This is a genomic window from Pseudomonas sp. GW821-FHT01E10 (genome assembly GCF_059422365.1).
Genome location: NZ_JBWKWT010000010.1, coordinates 187,201 through 203,564, shown reverse-complemented (window position 1 = coordinate 203,564; position 16,364 = coordinate 187,201). Strand labels below are relative to the sequence as shown.

The following is a 16,364-nucleotide window of genomic DNA, read 5'->3' as shown; positions in this document are numbered from 1 at the left end:
GCATGTGAGTATAGCTATCGCGATGACCGACTTTCTGGCGACGCCATGAAGCGCTTCCGGCTGGGCCTCGTGCCGACTCTGGTGGTCGCGGTGCTGCTGCCCTTGCTGGTGTCACTCGGCTTCTGGCAGTTGAGCCGGGGCGCGGAGAAAAGCGCGCTGCTGCAAAATTACGCCGAGCGCCGGGCGGCCGAACCGATGGCCAGCACCGAACTGCAACACACCGAAGATCCGGCCTTTCGCCGGGTTCGCCTGCACGGCCAGTTCGATGCCGAACACAGCCTGCTGCTGGATAACCGGCAGCGCGACGGCAAGGTCGGGGTCGAGCTGTTGCAACCATTTCAGGATCAGGCCACCGGGCTCTGGTTGCTGGTCAATCGCGGCTGGCTGCCGTGGCCGGATCGGCGTACCCCGCCGTCATTCACCACACCGACTCAGGTGTTGAGCCTCGACGCCTGGGTCTACGTCTCCCCCGGCGCAACGTTCCAGTTGCACGCCGACCCCAACACCACGACCTGGCCACAACTGATCACCGCCGTTGAACCGGCCAGGTTGTGGACGGCGCTTGAACGTGACGGTTTCGCCTACGAATTACGCGCGCAAAGTGGCCCTGCGACCTACCGCGCCGATTGGCCGGTGGTGGCCATGGGGCCGGAAAAGCACCTGGCTTACGCCGTGCAGTGGTTCGCCCTGGCGATCGCGCTGTTCGGCCTTTATCTCTATCTCGGATGGCACAACGCAAAGGAGAACAATAATGGGAGTGGCCATGAATCCACCCGGCATGTCTGAGGCGAAAACACCGGTGAATCGGCGGCGCGGACGCTTGCAGTTGCTGCTGATCCTATTGGGGGTGATCGGTCCGATGATCCTCGCCACCGGCATGTACAAATTGCAGTTCTGGGTACCCGAAGGCCGCAGTTATCACGGTGAGCTGATCGGCAACGGCCAGACTCGCGCCGACATTGGCGTACAAGCGCAAGAAGAACGCTGGCAGTTGCTGGTGACGGCGCCCAAGGACTGCTCGGTGGACTGCCAACAGCTGGTTTATCTGGCGCGGCAGATCCAGATCGGCCTCGGTCGCGATGCTGCCCGTGCCAGCCATGCGCTGGCCATCGCGCAGCCGCTGAACAGCGATTACGAGACTAAACTTCAACGCGAGTACCCACAGTTGCAACGCTATTCATTGGACCTGCCGTCCTACATCAAAGGCGCACAGAGCAATGACACGCCGCACCTGTGGATCATCGACCCTCACGGCAATCTGGTGCTGCGTTACGACCCGACGGTGAAGGGCAAGGATCTGCTCAACGACCTGCGCCACCTGCTGAAACTGTCGAACATCGGATAAGGGCATCGTCATGGCCAAACCTGGATTTCGCCTCGCGCTGTTTGCCACCTTGCTGGCACTGATTGTGGTGTTGCTCGGCGCTTACACACGCCTGACCCACGCCGGCCTCGGCTGCCCGGACTGGCCCGGCTGCTACGGTTTTATCAGCGTGCCGCAAAGCGAAGCCCAGCTGGCTCATGCCGAACTGCATTTTCCAGACACCCCGGTGGAAGCCCACAAGGGCTGGAACGAAATGGTCCATCGCTACTTCGCCGGCACGCTGGGGCTGCTGATCGCGGTGCTGGCGGGCCGCGCCTGGGTCCATCGTCATCATCCGGGGCAGCCGGTGAAGTTGCCGCTGCTCTTGCTGGCGTTGGTCATTGGCCAAGCGGCTTTCGGCATGTGGACGGTGACGCTCAAGCTTTGGCCGCAAGTGGTCACCGGACATTTGCTCGGTGGTTTTGCGACCTTGAGCCTGTTGTTTCTGCTGACCTTACGCCTGTCCGGCGTATTGCCGGCGCTGACCGTGCCTCGACGTTTGCAATACTGGGCAACCGCCGGCTTGCTGTTGGTGATCCTGCAAATTGCTCTCGGTGGCTGGGTCAGCTCCAACTATGCGGCGGTAGCCTGCATCGACTTTCCAACCTGCCACGGCCAATGGCTGCCGCCGGCTGATTTCGCCAACGGTTTTCACCTGACCCAGCACATCGGCCCGAATTATCTGGGCGGGCAGCTGGACAGCGATGCCCGCACCGCGATTCACCTGACTCACCGCATCGGCGCATTACTGGTCACCTTTGTTCTGCTCGGTCTGGCCTGGCAACTGAAGGTCGTCGGCATGACGCGCCTGGCCGTCATGGTGCTGATCGCCCTTGCCGCACAAATCACCCTGGGCATCAGCAACGTGGTGTTCCACTTGCCGCTGCCGGTGGCCGTCGCCCACAACGCCGGCGGTGCGGCGCTGTTGCTGACGATGGTGCTGGTCAATTATCACGCGCGAACCAGCCTGGTTCGGGTCAAGCATCAGCCCCCTCGGCGCTGGCGTCTACGCCTGCGTAAGCACTCGGCCGGGCCCATAACAATAAAAGGAGAGATGCCATGGCGACTCTGATCGGCGAACGTCACAGTCAGGCCATCTGGCGAGACTACCTGGAACTGACCAAGCCGAAAGTGGTGGTGCTAATGCTCATCACCTCGCTGGTCGGCATGTTCCTCGCGACCCGCGCCGGGGTGCCATGGACGGTGCTGGTGTTCGGCAATCTGGGGATCGCCCTGTGTGCCGGCGGTGCCGCGGCGGTCAATCATGTGGTGGACCGGCGTATCGACGCGGTCATGGCCCGGACCCACAAACGGCCCCTGGCCGAAGGCCGGGTATCTCCAGCCGCCGCGCTGACCTTCGCCCTGATACTGGCGATGCTCGGCCAGGCCTTGCTACTGACTTTCACCAACCCGTTGACGGCGTGGCTGACCCTCGCCTCCTTGCTCGGTTATGCCGTGGTCTACACCGGTTTCCTGAAACGCGCGACGCCGCAGAACATCGTCATCGGCGGCCTCGCCGGAGCTGCCCCGCCACTGCTCGGCTGGACCGCCGCCACCGGTCATGTCGGCGCCGAACCATTGTTGCTGGTGCTGATCATCTTCGCCTGGACCCCGCCGCACTTCTGGGCGCTGGCGATTCACCGCAAGGAAGAATACGCCAAGGCTGACATTCCGATGCTGCCGGTGACCCATGGCGAGCACTACACCAAAGTCCACATCCTGCTCTATACCTTTGCGTTGCTGGCCGTCAGCCTGATGCCCTACGTGATCCACATGAGCGGCGTGCTCTACCTGATGTGTGCCCTCTTACTGGGCGCAAGGTTTCTGCAATGGGCCGTGGTGCTGTACCGTGGCACTCGACCGCACGCGGCGATCAACACGTTCAAGTACTCTATCTACTACTTGTTCCTGCTGTTTATCGCGCTGCTCGTAGACCACTACTTACTGCTGATCCTATGACCCGAACCCAGAAAACCGTCTTCATCCTCGTTGCCCTGATTGCGCTGATCCTGGGCCTGACCGTCAATAAAGTACTGACCGGGAAAAACCAGGGCGACCCGACGGCGCTGATCGATGCAGGGATCATCCTGCTGCCCCAAAGCCGCAATCTGCCGGACGTGAAGATGACCGATCAGGACGGCAAGCCAGTGGCGATCAACGAACTGAAAGGCAAGTGGAGTTTGCTGTTCTTCGGCTACACCTTCTGCCCGGACATCTGCCCGACCACCCTCGCCCAGCTGCGGCAGATCAAGAGTGAACTGCCGGCGGATGCGGTGAACAAGTTGCAGGTCATCCTGGTCAGCGTCGACCCGAACCGCGATACGCCCAAGCAACTCAAGCAGTACCTGGGCTACTTCGATCCGCAATTCATCGGGCTGACCGCAGCCTCGGTCGAAGACCTTCAGAAAATGGCCAACGCGGTGAGCATTCCGTTCATTCCGGCGGACACCAGCAAGCCGAACTACACCGTCGACCACAGCGGCAACCTGGCGGTGATCGGACCGGACGGGACTCAACGCGGGTTCATTCGTGCACCGCTGAATAACCAGAAACTGGTGGCGCAGTTGCCGGTGATGCTCAACCGTCAATAAGCACCACACTCTTTGTAGGAGCCAGGCTTGCCGGCGAAGGCGATCTCACGGGCGCCTTCGCCGGCAAGCCTGGCTCCTACAGAACGACAAAAAAAGGGGCGCATTCAATTCAATGCGCCCCTTTTTCGTTTACGTCAGCCGATCAGAACGCCGGCAATACCGCGCCTTTGTACTTCTCGAGAATGAAGGCTTTCACTTCCGGGCTGTGCAGGGCAGCAACCAGTTTCTGCATTGCCGCGCTGTCCTTGTCGTCCGGACGGGCAACGAGGATGTTCACGTACGGCGAGTCGCTGCCTTCGATGACCAGCGCGTCCTTGGACGGATCGAGCTTGGCTTCCAGCGCGTAGTTGGTGTTGATCAGCGCCAGGTCGACCTGAGTCAGCACGCGGGGGATGGTCGCGGCTTCCAGTTCACGGAATTTCAGATCCTTGGTGTTCTCGGTGATGTCCTTCACGGTCGACAGGATATTTTTCGAATCCTTCAACTTGATCAGGCCAGCCTTCTCCAGCAGCAACAGCGCACGGCCGCCGTTGGTGGCGTCGTTCGGGATCACCACGTTGGCGCCGCCCGGCAGCTCTTCCAGTTTCTTGTACTTGCTGGAGTAAGCGCCCAGCGGCTCCAGGTGCACACCGGCAACGCTGACGAGGTTAGTGCCCTTGGCCTTGTTGAATTCATCCAGGTACGGTTGGTGCTGGAAGAAGTTGGCGTCCAGACGCTTCTCGGCCACCTGTACGTTTGGCTGGATGTAGTCGGTGAAGACTTTGACTTTCAGGTCCACGCCTTCTTTGGCCAGGGCTGGTTTAACGAACTCGAGGATTTCCGCGTGGGGCACCGGGGTGGCCGCAACGGTCAAGGTGTCGGCAGCGTGGGCGGAAAAGGCTGCAATGGCAGCGAATGCGACGAGTAGTTTTTTCATTCAGCTAACTCCTTGTGAGGCGCCAGTCTTCGGCGCCTGCCAGCGAATGGCCGGCTCATGTCTTAAGTGACGAAAACTGTTTATTTGCGGGAGAAATGAACCACCAGCTTGTCGCCGACGGTTTGCAGCACTTGAACCAGCACCAGCAGCAAGACCACGGTGACCACCATCACGTCGGTCTGGAAACGCTGGTAACCGAAACGGATCGCCAGGTCGCCCAAGCCGCCAGCGCCGACCACACCGGCCATTGCTGTGTAGGACACCAGTGTAATCGCTGTCACCGTAATCGCTGCGAAGATGCCCGGGCGGGCTTCCGGCAGCAAGGCGTTGGTGATGATCTGACGGGTCGTCGCGCCCATGGCCTGGGTCGCTTCGATGATGCCGCGATCCACTTCACGCAGGGCGGTTTCCACCAGTCGCGCGAAGAACGGCGTGGCGCCCACCACCAGCGGTGGGATCGCACCGGCGACACCGAGGGAGGTGCCGGTAATCAATACGGTGAACGGAATCATCACGATCAGCAGAATGATGAACGGCAGCGAACGCAGAATGTTCACCACCAGCGATAGCATCGCGTAGACGCCTTTGGCTTCCAGCAACTGGCGCGGGCTGCACAAGAACAACAGCACGCCCAACGGCAACCCCAGCAGCACGGTGAACAACAGCGAACCGCCAAGCATCAGCAGGGTGTCGCCGGTGGCCAGCCAGATTTCGTACCAGTCGATATTGGAAAAGAAGCTCATCAGGACTTCCATCAGCGCAGCACCTCCATATGGACATCAGCTGCGGTGAAGTGAGCAAACGCCGCTTCCATGTCGCCACCGGTGACGGCCAGGGTCAATTGGCCGTAGGGAACCTCTTTGATGCGATCGATACGACCGGCCAGGATGCTGTAGTCCACGCCCGTTTCCCGGGCGACGGTACCCAGCAATGGTGCGTAGGTCGCTTCGCCCTGGAAGGTCAGACGCACGATGCGGCCCGGCACATGAGCGAAGTCGTCGCGCTGTTCGTTCTCGTCGATCTGCTCGTCTTCCTGGACGAAGCGCTTGGTGGTCGGGTGCTTGGGGTGCAGAAACACTTCGGCCACCGAACCTTGCTCGACGATCACACCGGCATCCATCACCGCCACCTGATCGCAGACTCGACGAATCACATCCATCTCGTGGGTGATCAGAACAATGGTCAGCTTCAGCTCGCGATTGATCTCGGCCAGCAATTGCAAAACCGACGCCGTGGTCTGCGGGTCGAGGGCACTGGTGGCTTCGTCGCACAGCAAAATTTTCGGCTTGGTTGCCAGGGCGCGGGCTATGCCGACACGCTGCTTCTGACCACCGGACAGTTGCGCCGGGTATTTTTTCGCATGGTCGGCCAGGCCAACCCGCGCCAGCAACTGCGCCACACGCTGGTCGATTTCGCTACGCGACAGCTCACCGGCGAGGGTCAGCGGTAGCGCAACGTTATCGGCCACGGTCTTGGACGCCAGCAAGTTGAAGTGCTGGAAAATCATCCCGACCTGCTGACGGAAACGTCGCAGGCCGTTGGCATCCAGCGCTGTGACTTCTTCACCATCGACGATGATCTTGCCGCCACTGGAGTTTTCCAGGCGGTTGATCAGGCGCAGCAGGGTACTTTTTCCCGCACCGGAATGGCCGATCAGGCCAAAGACCTGACCGTTCTCAATCGTCAGACTGGTCGGATGCAGGGCGGGAATATCCTTACCGGCGACGCGGTAAGTTTTGTGGACGTTTTGAAACTCGATCACGTAGCGAACCTTGTGGGGCGCGTTAGAAAAGGATCAGCGGTTAGCCGGGCGCGCATTTTAGCCTGTCCGTATAGAGGTTCTTAGCATTTATTTCGCCTTCAACCAGCGATTTGGCAATAAGGCGATCAAAGGTAGGAACCTGGGACCGAGGCAATTGCGGCCTGATGCATCTAGAAAAGCAAAAGATCGCAGCCTGCGGTAACTCCTACACGGTCCGGAGCTGCTGGCAGTCTGCGATCTTTTCTTTATGGCTTGCGAGGACTCAAAACCATCTGCGCCGGAATATTGCGCAGAATCTGTTTCTCCAGCTTCAGATCAAACCCCGAATCCAGCTTCTTCACCCGTTTGGTCAGCAACGTGGCCAACCATGGGTAGTCCTGAGTACGGGGAACCTGAATGCTCACGTCGCACTGATAATTCACCACATCGGCGGCGATAGCATCCAGTTGACGACGAAGTTTGCTCATATCGTTGAGGTTCAATGCCACCGTCGTGCTTTCAGCCGTCGGGTCGATCACTTTGGCCTGCGGTCTGGCTTCGGCAGCCTTGAGGGCCGCTTCGGCTTTATCCAGTTCAGCCTTGCGTGCATGAACGATGGCATTGTTAACGCCACCGGTCAGCGCCGGGGCCTTGGGCATCAATACCCGGGCACGGCTGAGGGCAGTGGCCGCGGCATTCACATCACCTTTTTGCAACACGATCTGGCTGCGCAGCAAATAGGCTTCGGCCAATTGCCGCTGGTATTGCTCAAGGGATTGATCGTTGGGCGACTCGGCCTGCAAGGCCGCCAATTGATCCTCGGCGGTGGCCAGCTCGCTGCTGGCCAGGCTTTGTTCCAGTTGTGCAATAGCCGTGGCCCGCGCATCGGGGGCCTCGGTGGCCGCCGGCGGCGTGCTTTGGCAAGCACCCAGTAGCAGCGAAAATGCGACAAGGAGCAGATAACGGGAGGCGAACGGCTTCATTCCTGCGACTCTCTATTTGCGCAAAAAACGAGCAAGTCTACACCCCTCGACGGGGCAGGACAAAACTCAGCAGAAACAACGCGGCGGCCGCCACCACAATCGACGGGCCAGCCGGGGTGTCCTTGAACCAGGACAACGCCAGCCCGCCACACACCGCGAGCATGCCCAGCAGGCTCGCGCCCAGTGCCATCTGCTCCGGCGAGCGGGCGTGACGTTGTGCCGCAGCCGCCGGAATAATCAGTAACGAAGTAATCAGCAACACGCCGACGATTTTCATCGCCACCGCAATCACCACGGCGATCAGCAACATCAGGACCAGACGCAACGCCGCCACCGGCAAACCTTCCACCCTGGCCAGTTCTTCATGCACGGTGATCGCCAGCAAGGGTCGCCACAGCGTGACAAGCAACACCAGCACCGCCGCGCTGCCGCCGAGGATCCAGGCCAGATCGGTCGGGCTGATCGCCAGCAGGTCGCCGAACAGATAGGCCATCAGGTCGATCCGCACTTCATGCATGAAGCTTAGTACCACCAGGCCCAGGGAGAGCGTGCTCGGTGCGAGAATTCCCAACAGCGTGTCAGACGCCAATGGCTGCCGCTGTTGCAGCGTCACCAGCAACACTGCCAGCAACAGGCAGCCTACGGTGACAGCCACGGTCGGGCTGACATCCAGCAGAAAGCCCAGCGCCACACCCAGCAGCGCGGCGTGGGACAGGGTGTCGCCGAAATAAGCCATGCGCCGCCAGACCACAAACGAACCCAACGGGCCCGCAACCAGCGCCAGGGCCAGACCTGCAAGCAGGGCGAAGAGCAGAAAATCAGCCATGCTTGCAGCTATCTCCATGAACGTGGGTATGGGCCGACGGGGTCGCAATGACCACCGAGCCATGCAGGTCGTGAGCGTGGTCGTGATGGTGGTGATAAATCGCCAGACTTTGTGCGTTCTTTCCGAACAGTTCGACGAACGCGGGATCGCCGCTGACCTGCTCGGGATGCCCGGAGCAGCAGACATGGCGATTCAGGCACACCACCTGGTCGGTGGTGCTCATCACCAGATGCAAATCGTGAGAGACCATCAATACGCCGCAGCCATGACGGTCGCGCAGACGTGTGATCAGGCTATAGAGCTCGGCTTGACCGGCCACGTCGACGCCTTGTACCGGCTCATCGAGCACCAGCAACTCCGGCTCGCGCAGCAATGCCCGGGCCAGCAGTACTCGCTGCATTTCGCCACCGGAAACACTTTGTACCGGGCTGTCGATCACCTGCTCGGCGCCGACCTCCTTGAGGGCGGCCAAGGCCCGAGCGCGGTCCACGCCAGGGACCAGACGCAAGAAACGCAGCACTGATAGCGGCAGGGTTGGATCGACATGGAGTTTTTGCGGCATGTAACCGACGCGCAACTTCGGCTTGCGCCAGACGCTGCCGCTGTCCGGCTTCAACAAACCGAGCACCGCGCGCACCAGCGTGGTTTTGCCGGCGCCATTAGGGCCGATCAGGGTAACGATCTGCCCCGGCTCGACGCTCAGTTCGATGTTATCCAGCACATTTTGCCCGGCAAAAGTGACGGCCACCTGCTCAAGACGGATCAGCGCATTGCTCATTAAGCCCCCTGGCAACCCGAGCAGAGACCGATGACTTCAACAGTCTGGGCCTCGACGATAAATCCGACGTCCCTGGCGCTGCCGACGATCGCGTCGCTGATGGACTTCTGTTCAAGCTCGATGGCGGCGTGGCATTGGCGGCAAATCAGGAACTGGCCTTGGTGAGCGTGTTCCGGGTGATTGCAGCCGACGAAGGCGTTCAGCGAGGAGATGCGGTGTACCAGGCCATTTTCCAGCAGAAAATCCAGCGCACGATACACGGTCGGCGGCGCAGCTCGGCGGCCGTCCTGCTCGCTGAGCACCGCCAGAATGTCGTAGGCACCCAGAGGTTTATGGCTTTGCCAGACCAGTTCCAGCACCCGCCGGCGCAAAGCGGTCAGGCGTAGCCCCTGACGTGCGCACAAGGCATCGGCCTCAGACAATGCGCTATGGACGCAATGAGAGTGGTCGTGGGGACGACTGGCAATCGGTGTTTTAGGCATGAGCGGCGACGAGTGTTGTGAGAGACGTTATTATGTTACCCGTTCTCGCCTCTTCGAGTGGTCATCGTGTCCCGACTTTTTTCTATCTTTGTCGCATTTGTCGCAAGTTTTCTGCTGATCGGTTCAGCCCAGGCCGAAGTCAAAGTACTTACCAGCATCAAACCGCTGCAGTTGATTGCTGCTGCGGTGCAGGAAGGTGTGGCGATTCCGGAAGTGTTGCTGCCACCCGGGGCATCGCCGCATAACTATGCCTTGCGCCCATCCGACGTACGGAAGGTGCAGTCGGTGGACCTGGTTTACTGGATCGGTCCGGACATGGAGGGTTTTCTGCCTCGCGTACTGAAAGGTCGTACGCTGCCCAGCGTCGCAGTGCAGGATTTGCCTGGCCTGAAGCTGCGACGTTTCGCCGAGGACAGCCACTCCCACGCCGAAGAAGCCGATGAGCATGACCACGATCATCGCCCCGGCAGCCTGGATGCGCACTTGTGGTTGTCACCGATCAACGCCCGAGTGATCGCCAGCAAAATGGCGGCCGATCTGAGTGCAGCCGATCCGGCTAACGCGGCGCGCTATCAGAGCAACCTCAAAGCCTTCGATGAACGCCTGGATGCCCTGGACCTACGCCTGAAGGCTCGCATGGCAGGGATCGCGAACAAGCCTTACTTCGTGTTCCACGAAGCCTTCGACTACTTCGAAGACGCCTACGGCCTCAAGCACGCCGGTGTGTTCAGTGTCGCAGCCGAAGTACAGCCCGGTGCCCAGCACGTCGCGGCGATGCGCGCGCGGTTGCAGGAAGTCGGCAAAACTTGCGTGTTCAGCGAACCGCCGCTGCGCCCGCGCCTGGCAGAAACCCTGGTGGCCGGGCTACCGGTGAAACTGGCAGAGCTGGATGCGCTGGGCGGGTACACGCCAGCGACCGCCCAGGGGTATGAGCAGGTGCTGGAAAAATTGGGAAATGATTTGGCCGGGTGCCTGGAGTCGTTGTAAGCAGGAAGTTTGGTGGTGAATCGTTCGCGGGCAAGCCTCGCTCCTACAGGGATCGCGCACATCCTGTAGGAGCGAGGCTTGCCCGCGAAGCTTTTAGAGGGCGAAAGGCAGCGGCGTGTCGACCTTCTGCCGCTGTGCCAAGCGCAGCTGAAATTCCATCGGATCGTGAATCAACACGTCCTGCCCGGCGAAAGACTCCGCCGCAATCAACCGCGACAACCAGAACCGCACGCACGCCACGCGCAGCATGGTCGGCCACAGCTCCGCTTCGGCAGCGGTGAACGGTCGCAGCGCGGCATAAGCGCCCAGCAACGCCCGCGCCCGAGCCCCGTCGAGCTGCCCTTGCTCGTCCGAACACCAGTCGTTCAAGGCAATTGCCACGTCATAGAGCATCGGCCCTGAACAAGCGTTGTAGAAGTCGATCAACCCGGTCAGGTGCGTGCCTTCGAACATCGCATTGTCGCGGAACAGATCCGCATGGATGTTGGCCCGCGGCAGCGCCAGAATTTTCGTCTTCTGCTGGGTGATCTCTTCCAGAGCCCGTTGCAGCAAATCGCTTTGTTCGGCGTTCAGGTGCGAGAGAAACTGCGTGCCCTCTTCCAGCATCCAGTCCAGGCCACGATCGGTTTTGCGCTTGATCATGTTGGCCTGGGTCGCCAGGTGCAGGTGAGCCAGCAGCTCGCCGACCTGAGCGCAATGCTGGGCGTTGGCGTCCTTGATGTGCTTGCCCGCCAGACGTGGCTGCAACAGCGCAGGTTTACCGGCCAGCTCGCGCAATGCAACGCCGTCGGTGGTGCGCAGGGCATAAGGCACAGGCAGGTTGGCGTCGTGCAGCACGTCGAGCAGTTCGATGAAGAACGGCATCTCCTGCACCGGACCGCGCTCGACCAGGGTCAGGACAAACTCGCCCTGCTCCAGGCTGATAAAGAAATTGGTGTTTTCGCTACCGGCGGCGATCCCCTGGAAATCAAGCAGGCGGCCGAGCCCGTAAGGGGCGAGAAAGGTTTCCAGCTCGGGCCGAGCCAGGGGGGTGAACACAGACATGGTTAAAACTGCCAGTACGGGCGCCGCGGTTGAGCCAGCGCCGATTGAAATTAAGAAACTACTTCCACTCAAAGATTTTCCACGAGGGAATCAGCATATCCGGCTGATCCGAGCGGATATAGTTTGCATCTGTTCCGTCCGCACGTATCAGAAAGTACGGTTTTCCGACCTTCGGGGTGACCTTGATCGCGTACACGAAGCCGTTCTGGCGATACTCCTGAATGGTTTTATCGCCTTCCGTGCGGATCGTTACTTCCGGGTCCGCCGAGGGCTTGTCATCCGCCGCCATGACAGCCAATGGAGTGATTGCAAACAAGCCAGCCAGCAACAAGCGATTTAGTGTGCGCATGATAACCTTGTCCCTTTGTCGTCAACGGTCCCGCTATTCTAGCGCCGGACCCGCCGAAAAGGTTGATCCTGCTCATGAGCCAAGCCCCCCTCGTCCTGGTGGACGGTTCTTCTTATCTGTACCGCGCCTTTCACGCGCTGCCTCCGCTGACCACGTCCAAAGGCCTGCCGACCGGAGCGGTCAAAGGCGTGTTGAACATGCTCAAGAGTCTGCGCAAGCAGTACCCGGACAGCCCGTTCGCCGTGGTGTTCGACGCCAAGGGCGGGACGTTCCGCGACGCGATGTTCGCCGAATACAAGGCCAACCGCCCAAGCATGCCTGACGATATGCGGGTCCAGATCGAGCCGCTGCACGCCAGCGTCAAGGCCTTGGGCTTTCCATTGCTGTGCGTGGACAACGTCGAAGCGGACGATGTGATCGGCACCCTGGCCCGCAGCAGCGCGGCCGCCGACCGTCCGGTGGTGATTTCCACCGGTGACAAGGATATGGCACAACTGGTCGACGGGCACATTACCTTGGTCAATACGATGACCGGTAGCGCGCTGGACGTGGAAGGCGTGAAGGAGAAATTCGGCGTCGCTCCCGAGCAGATCATCGATTATCTGGCGTTGATGGGCGATTCGTCCGACAACATCCCGGGCGTTCCGGGTATCGGTCCGAAGACCGCTTCCGGCCTGCTGGTTGGCGTGAATGGCGGCCTGACCGAGCTCTATGCGCAGCTCGATATCGTCCCGACCCTGCCGATTCGCGGCGCCAAGACCCTGCCGGCCAAGCTCGAAGAGCATAAGGAAATGGCCTTTCTTTCTTACCGATTGGCAACCATCAAGATCGACGTGCCGCTGGACATCGGCCTCGACGATCTGCAGATGGGCCCACCGGATCACGACAAGCTTGCCGAACTCTATTCCCTGCTGGAGTTTAAGAGCTGGTTCGAAGAGAACCAGCGCGACGCCAAGCGTTCGGGTCAGGACATCGTCGAGGTCGCCCAGGAGCAGCCGGGTGCCGCCGAAGCGAAATACGAAACCATCCTCGACCAGAAGCGCTTCGAGGCCTGGCTGGACAAACTCGACAAGGCGCCGCTGATCGCCTTCGTCACCGAAACCAACGGCAGCGATGCCCAACACGCGCAACTGGTAGGCCTGTCGTTCTCTGTCGCGGCCAACGAAGCAGCCTACATTCCGCTGACCCATTCCTACATGGGCGTACCGGAACAACTGGACCGTGACACCGTGCTGCTGGCGTTGAAACCGCTGCTGGAAAACCCGAATAAACTGAAAGTCGGCCAACATGCGAAGTTCGACACCAATATCCTCGCCAATTGCGCCATCGGTGGCGATCAGAACAACGGGATTACTGTTCAGGGTATTGCCTACGACACCATGCTCGAGTCCTACGTACTGGACTCAACGGCCACCCGCCACGACATGGACAGCCTGGCGCTCAAGTACCTGGGCCAAAGCAAGACCGACATCCAGGAGATTGCGGGTAAAGGCGTCAAACAGCTGACCTTCGACCAGATTTCCCTTGAGCTGGCGGGTCCCTATGCCGCCGAAGACGCCGATGTCACCTTCCGCCTGCATCTGGTATTGCAGGAAAAACTGGCCGCGACGCCAAGCCTGGTCAAAGTGCTCAACGAGATTGAAATGCCGCTGATGCCGGTCCTGGCCCGTATCGAGCGCCAGGGCGCGCTTGTAGACGCCAACCTGCTGGGCATCCAGAGCGTCGAGCTGGGCGAGAAGCTGGTCGCCCTTGAGCGTGAGGCCTTTGCCATTGCCGGTGAAGAATTCAACCTTGGCTCGCCAAAGCAACTGGGCGTGATTCTCTACGAAAAGCTCGGTTTGCCTGTACTCAGCAAAACCGCCAAGGGTCAGGCGTCGACTGCCGAAGCCGTGCTGGCCGAGTTGGCAGAACAGGACTACCCGCTGCCCAAGGTGCTGATGCAATACCGCTCGCTGAGCAAGCTCAAAAGCACCTACACCGACCGTTTGCCAGAGCAGATCAACGCACGCACCGGGCGCATTCATACGTCTTACCAGCAAGCTGTCGCAGCCACCGGGCGATTGTCGTCCATCGACCCGAACCTGCAGAACATTCCGATCCGTACCGCCGAAGGTCGCCGGATTCGTCAGGCGTTCGTCGCGCCGAAAGGCTACAAACTGCTGGCCGCGGATTACTCGCAAATCGAACTGCGGATCATGGCGCACCTGGCCAAGGACGAAGGCTTGCTGCATGCCTTCCGCAACAACCTCGACGTCCACCGGGCCACGGCCGCAGAAGTGTTCGGCGTCGAGCTGGATGCGGTCACCAACGATCAGCGTCGAAGCGCGAAAGCCATCAACTTCGGCTTGATCTACGGCATGAGCGCGTTTGGCCTGGCCAAGCAGATCGGCGTTGACCGCAAACAGTCCCAGGCCTACATCGACCGTTATTTCGCCCGTTATCCCGGCGTGCTGCAGTACATGGAGCGCACGCGCGCCCAGGCCGCCGAGCAAGGCTTCGTCGAAACCATCTTTGGTCGTCGCCTGTACTTGCCGGAAATCAACGCGAAAAACCAGGCCCTGCGCAAAGCTGCCGAGCGCACGGCGATCAACGCCCCGATGCAAGGCACCGCGGCGGACATCATCAAGAAAGCCATGGTGGCGGTGGACAACTGGCTGGCATCGTCAGGCCTGGACGCCAAAGTCATCCTGCAGGTACACGATGAATTGGTGCTCGAGGTGCGTGAGGACCTGGTCGACCAGGTACGCGAGGAGATTCGCGTGCACATGAGCAACGCCGCACAACTGGACGTACCGCTTCTGGTTGAGGTGGGCGCAGGCAACAACTGGGATGAGGCGCACTGAGCCACCTGAAAAGACGTTTGTGCTGCGGCCTGGCGCCGCAGCACATGACGAAGGGCTATAGAGCGAAAAACGACAGTGATTATTTCCAAAGGATTTTGAAAATAGTCTGAACTAAATCCGCGAACCGCCACTCAGAGATACTGAATGGCTGGTGAAGCCCTTCGATGCTCCTATGTTGTGTTAAGTGTTGGCAGATATCTGGACCCCGCCCTAGCGGTCCGGAACTTGAACCCCGGAACTTCTCCCTCCCCATACGAAGTCCGGGGTTTTTTTTGCCTGCCAATTGGCCTCGAGAGACTTACTCGGCAGCCTCGGCACCCTTGTCCGCCAACTCCATCCAGTCCGCCAGTACGGTGTAGGCTTCTTCCAGGCCCATGCGCTTGGGGGCCGAAAACAGCTGGATAGTAATCGTATCGCCCCAACCCTTGCGGATTTCCGATTGAACCTTGAGCAGCGTGTTTTTTGCCGCGCCGTAGGTCAGTTTGTCGGCCTTGGTCAGCAGGATATGCATCGGCATGCCGCTGGCAACGGCCCAATCGAGCATCAACAGGTCGAAGTCGGTCATTGGATGACGGATGTCCATCATCAGAATCAAACCTTTCAAACTCTCACGGCCACCCAGATAGGCTTCCAGGTGACGCTGCCAGTGCATCTTCAACGGGATCGGTACTTTTGCATAACCGTAGCCTGGCAGGTCGACCAGACGGCGTTCATCGTCTAGCTTGAAGAAGTTCAACAGCTGTGTGCGACCCGGTGTTTTCGAGGTCCGCGCCAGGCTGGCGTGGGTCAGAGTATTCAACGCGCTGGACTTGCCGGCATTGGAACGCCCGGCGAAGGCCACTTCAAAGCCTTCGTCGTCGGGACATTGGTCGACTTTGGCGGCGCTGAGCATAAAGGTGGACTGTTGGCACAGGCCGAGGATGGGATTCTTGAGTTGCATGGGATTTCCGATGTGGGCGGCGCCGGGAATGGACGCGGCAAGCAGTGTCGTTTCCGTTTCAGTGACGCCAGTATATAATGCCGCAGATTTTGTGTGCGCTTTGTCCCAGCGTAGGATGAAGTTCACGAGAGCGATTGACCTTGATTGCGCATTAGAACGCAGCACGCTCTCAACCCTGAAAAGGTCGTTTTATGACGAAATGGCTGCTAGCTGCCGGTGTCTTGATGCCGCTTTACAGCGCTCAGGCTACACAGGATCCGGAAGCTGTGTACAACCGTGTTTGTGGTGCCTGTCATTCCGGCCAACTACCCATGGCGCCCCGCAGGGGCGATCAGGAAGCTTGGACGCCGAGGTTGGCGAAAGGTATGGAGACGCTGGTGCAACACGTGACCCAGGGTTTCAAGGCGATGCCGCCGCGTGGTTTGTGCATGGACTGCAGTGCCGAGGATTACCGAGCCATCATCCAATGGATGAGCGAGTAAACCCGGTCCATAACTCTTTAACCCTTAGCCGTAGTTGGA

At 60.0% G+C, this 16,364-nt stretch carries 18 protein-coding genes; 8 read left to right on the top strand and 10 right to left on the bottom strand.

The window, feature by feature from the left end; genetic code table 11:
- Positions 1-45 precede the first annotated feature (45 nt).
- From AC07V0_RS19045 to AC07V0_RS19025, 5 genes are read left to right on the top strand one after another with little or no spacing between them, the layout of a single operon-like run.
- A complete protein-coding gene (locus AC07V0_RS19045; RefSeq protein ID WP_111453136.1) occupies positions 46-786 on the top strand; it encodes an SURF1 family protein in 741 nt (246 codons plus the stop codon).
- A complete protein-coding gene (locus AC07V0_RS19040; protein ID WP_026286508.1) occupies positions 752-1,345 on the top strand; it encodes a PA_0111/PP_0108 family redox-active disulfide protein in 594 nt (197 codons plus the stop codon). Before AC07V0_RS19045 ends, AC07V0_RS19040 begins: the two co-directional genes overlap by 35 nt.
- Before the next feature lie 10 nt (positions 1,346-1,355).
- Positions 1,356-2,435, top strand: a complete 1,080-nt coding sequence (locus AC07V0_RS19035; RefSeq protein WP_495019817.1) for a COX15/CtaA family protein — start codon at positions 1,356-1,358, stop codon at positions 2,433-2,435.
- The gene (gene cyoE / locus AC07V0_RS19030) at positions 2,423-3,322 is read left to right on the top strand and encodes a heme o synthase (RefSeq protein WP_018927265.1); all 900 of its coding nucleotides are present in this window, start codon (positions 2,423-2,425) and stop codon (positions 3,320-3,322) included. Before AC07V0_RS19035 ends, cyoE begins: the two co-directional genes overlap by 13 nt.
- A complete protein-coding gene (locus tag AC07V0_RS19025; RefSeq protein ID WP_019651205.1) occupies positions 3,319-3,954 on the top strand; it encodes an SCO family protein in 636 nt (211 codons plus the stop codon). Before cyoE ends, AC07V0_RS19025 begins: the two co-directional genes overlap by 4 nt.
- Before the next feature lie 142 nt (positions 3,955-4,096).
- Here the strand turns inward: AC07V0_RS19025 and AC07V0_RS19020 are convergent, their stop codons facing one another.
- The 7 genes from AC07V0_RS19020 to zur all read right to left on the bottom strand — a co-directional run bounded on the left by AC07V0_RS19020 (position 4,097) and on the right by zur (position 9,680).
- Complete coding sequence (locus tag AC07V0_RS19020; RefSeq protein ID WP_018927267.1) at positions 4,097-4,870, bottom strand: MetQ/NlpA family ABC transporter substrate-binding protein; 774 nt, start codon at positions 4,868-4,870, stop codon at positions 4,097-4,099.
- Between the two features lie 80 nt (positions 4,871-4,950).
- Positions 4,951-5,625: a methionine ABC transporter permease gene (locus AC07V0_RS19015; protein WP_018927268.1), complete on the bottom strand. Its 675-nt coding sequence runs from the start codon at positions 5,623-5,625 to the stop codon at positions 4,951-4,953.
- Entirely contained in the window at positions 5,625-6,632 is a 1,008-nt protein-coding gene (locus tag AC07V0_RS19010; protein ID WP_007940716.1) for a methionine ABC transporter ATP-binding protein, read from the bottom strand. The genes AC07V0_RS19015 and AC07V0_RS19010 overlap by 1 nt, the downstream gene beginning before the upstream one ends.
- Positions 6,633-6,877: 245 nt before the next feature.
- Positions 6,878-7,594, bottom strand: coding sequence for a PA5502 family lipoprotein (locus AC07V0_RS19005; protein WP_064615672.1), 717 nt, complete (start codon positions 7,592-7,594; stop codon positions 6,878-6,880).
- Positions 7,595-7,631: 37 nt separating this feature from the next.
- Positions 7,632-8,420, bottom strand: a complete 789-nt coding sequence (gene znuB / locus AC07V0_RS19000) for a zinc ABC transporter permease subunit ZnuB (RefSeq protein WP_019580298.1) — start codon at positions 8,418-8,420, stop codon at positions 7,632-7,634.
- Positions 8,413-9,198 (bottom strand): zinc ABC transporter ATP-binding protein ZnuC, encoded by a 786-nt coding sequence (gene znuC, locus AC07V0_RS18995; protein ID WP_007940713.1) that lies wholly within the window; start codon positions 9,196-9,198, stop codon positions 8,413-8,415. The genes znuB and znuC overlap by 8 nt, the downstream gene beginning before the upstream one ends.
- Positions 9,198-9,680 (bottom strand): zinc uptake transcriptional repressor Zur, encoded by a 483-nt coding sequence (zur, locus tag AC07V0_RS18990; protein ID WP_026286509.1) that lies wholly within the window; start codon positions 9,678-9,680, stop codon positions 9,198-9,200. The genes znuC and zur overlap by 1 nt, the downstream gene beginning before the upstream one ends.
- 66 nt (positions 9,681-9,746) lie before the next feature.
- Here zur and AC07V0_RS18985 point away from each other — a divergent pair, with 66 nt between their 5' ends.
- On the top strand, positions 9,747-10,667 hold the full coding sequence (locus tag AC07V0_RS18985; protein ID WP_111453150.1) for a zinc ABC transporter substrate-binding protein: 921 nt from the start codon (positions 9,747-9,749) through the stop codon (positions 10,665-10,667).
- 93 nt (positions 10,668-10,760) lie between these two features.
- Here AC07V0_RS18985 and AC07V0_RS18980 read toward each other — a convergent pair whose 3' ends face one another.
- Together AC07V0_RS18980 and AC07V0_RS18975 are read right to left on the bottom strand one after the other, a co-directional pair.
- Positions 10,761-11,711, bottom strand: coding sequence for a homoserine kinase (locus tag AC07V0_RS18980; protein WP_018927273.1), 951 nt, complete (start codon positions 11,709-11,711; stop codon positions 10,761-10,763).
- Positions 11,712-11,769: 58 nt separating this feature from the next.
- On the bottom strand, positions 11,770-12,060 hold the full coding sequence (locus AC07V0_RS18975; protein WP_018927274.1) for a DUF2782 domain-containing protein: 291 nt from the start codon (positions 12,058-12,060) through the stop codon (positions 11,770-11,772).
- A gap of 74 nt (positions 12,061-12,134) precedes the next feature.
- On the opposite strand from AC07V0_RS18975, the gene polA reads away from it, so the two are divergent.
- Entirely contained in the window at positions 12,135-14,903 is a 2,769-nt protein-coding gene (gene polA, locus AC07V0_RS18970; protein WP_018927275.1) for a DNA polymerase I, read from the top strand.
- A gap of 298 nt (positions 14,904-15,201) precedes the next feature.
- Here polA and yihA read toward each other — a convergent pair whose 3' ends face one another.
- Positions 15,202-15,843, bottom strand: coding sequence for a ribosome biogenesis GTP-binding protein YihA/YsxC (gene yihA / locus AC07V0_RS18965; RefSeq protein ID WP_007940707.1), 642 nt, complete (start codon positions 15,841-15,843; stop codon positions 15,202-15,204).
- A 191-nt stretch (positions 15,844-16,034) separates the two neighbouring features.
- On the opposite strand from yihA, the gene AC07V0_RS18960 reads away from it, so the two are divergent.
- Positions 16,035-16,325: a c-type cytochrome gene (locus tag AC07V0_RS18960; protein WP_019020904.1), complete on the top strand. Its 291-nt coding sequence runs from the start codon at positions 16,035-16,037 to the stop codon at positions 16,323-16,325.
- The last annotated feature ends 39 nt before the right edge of the window (positions 16,326-16,364 follow it).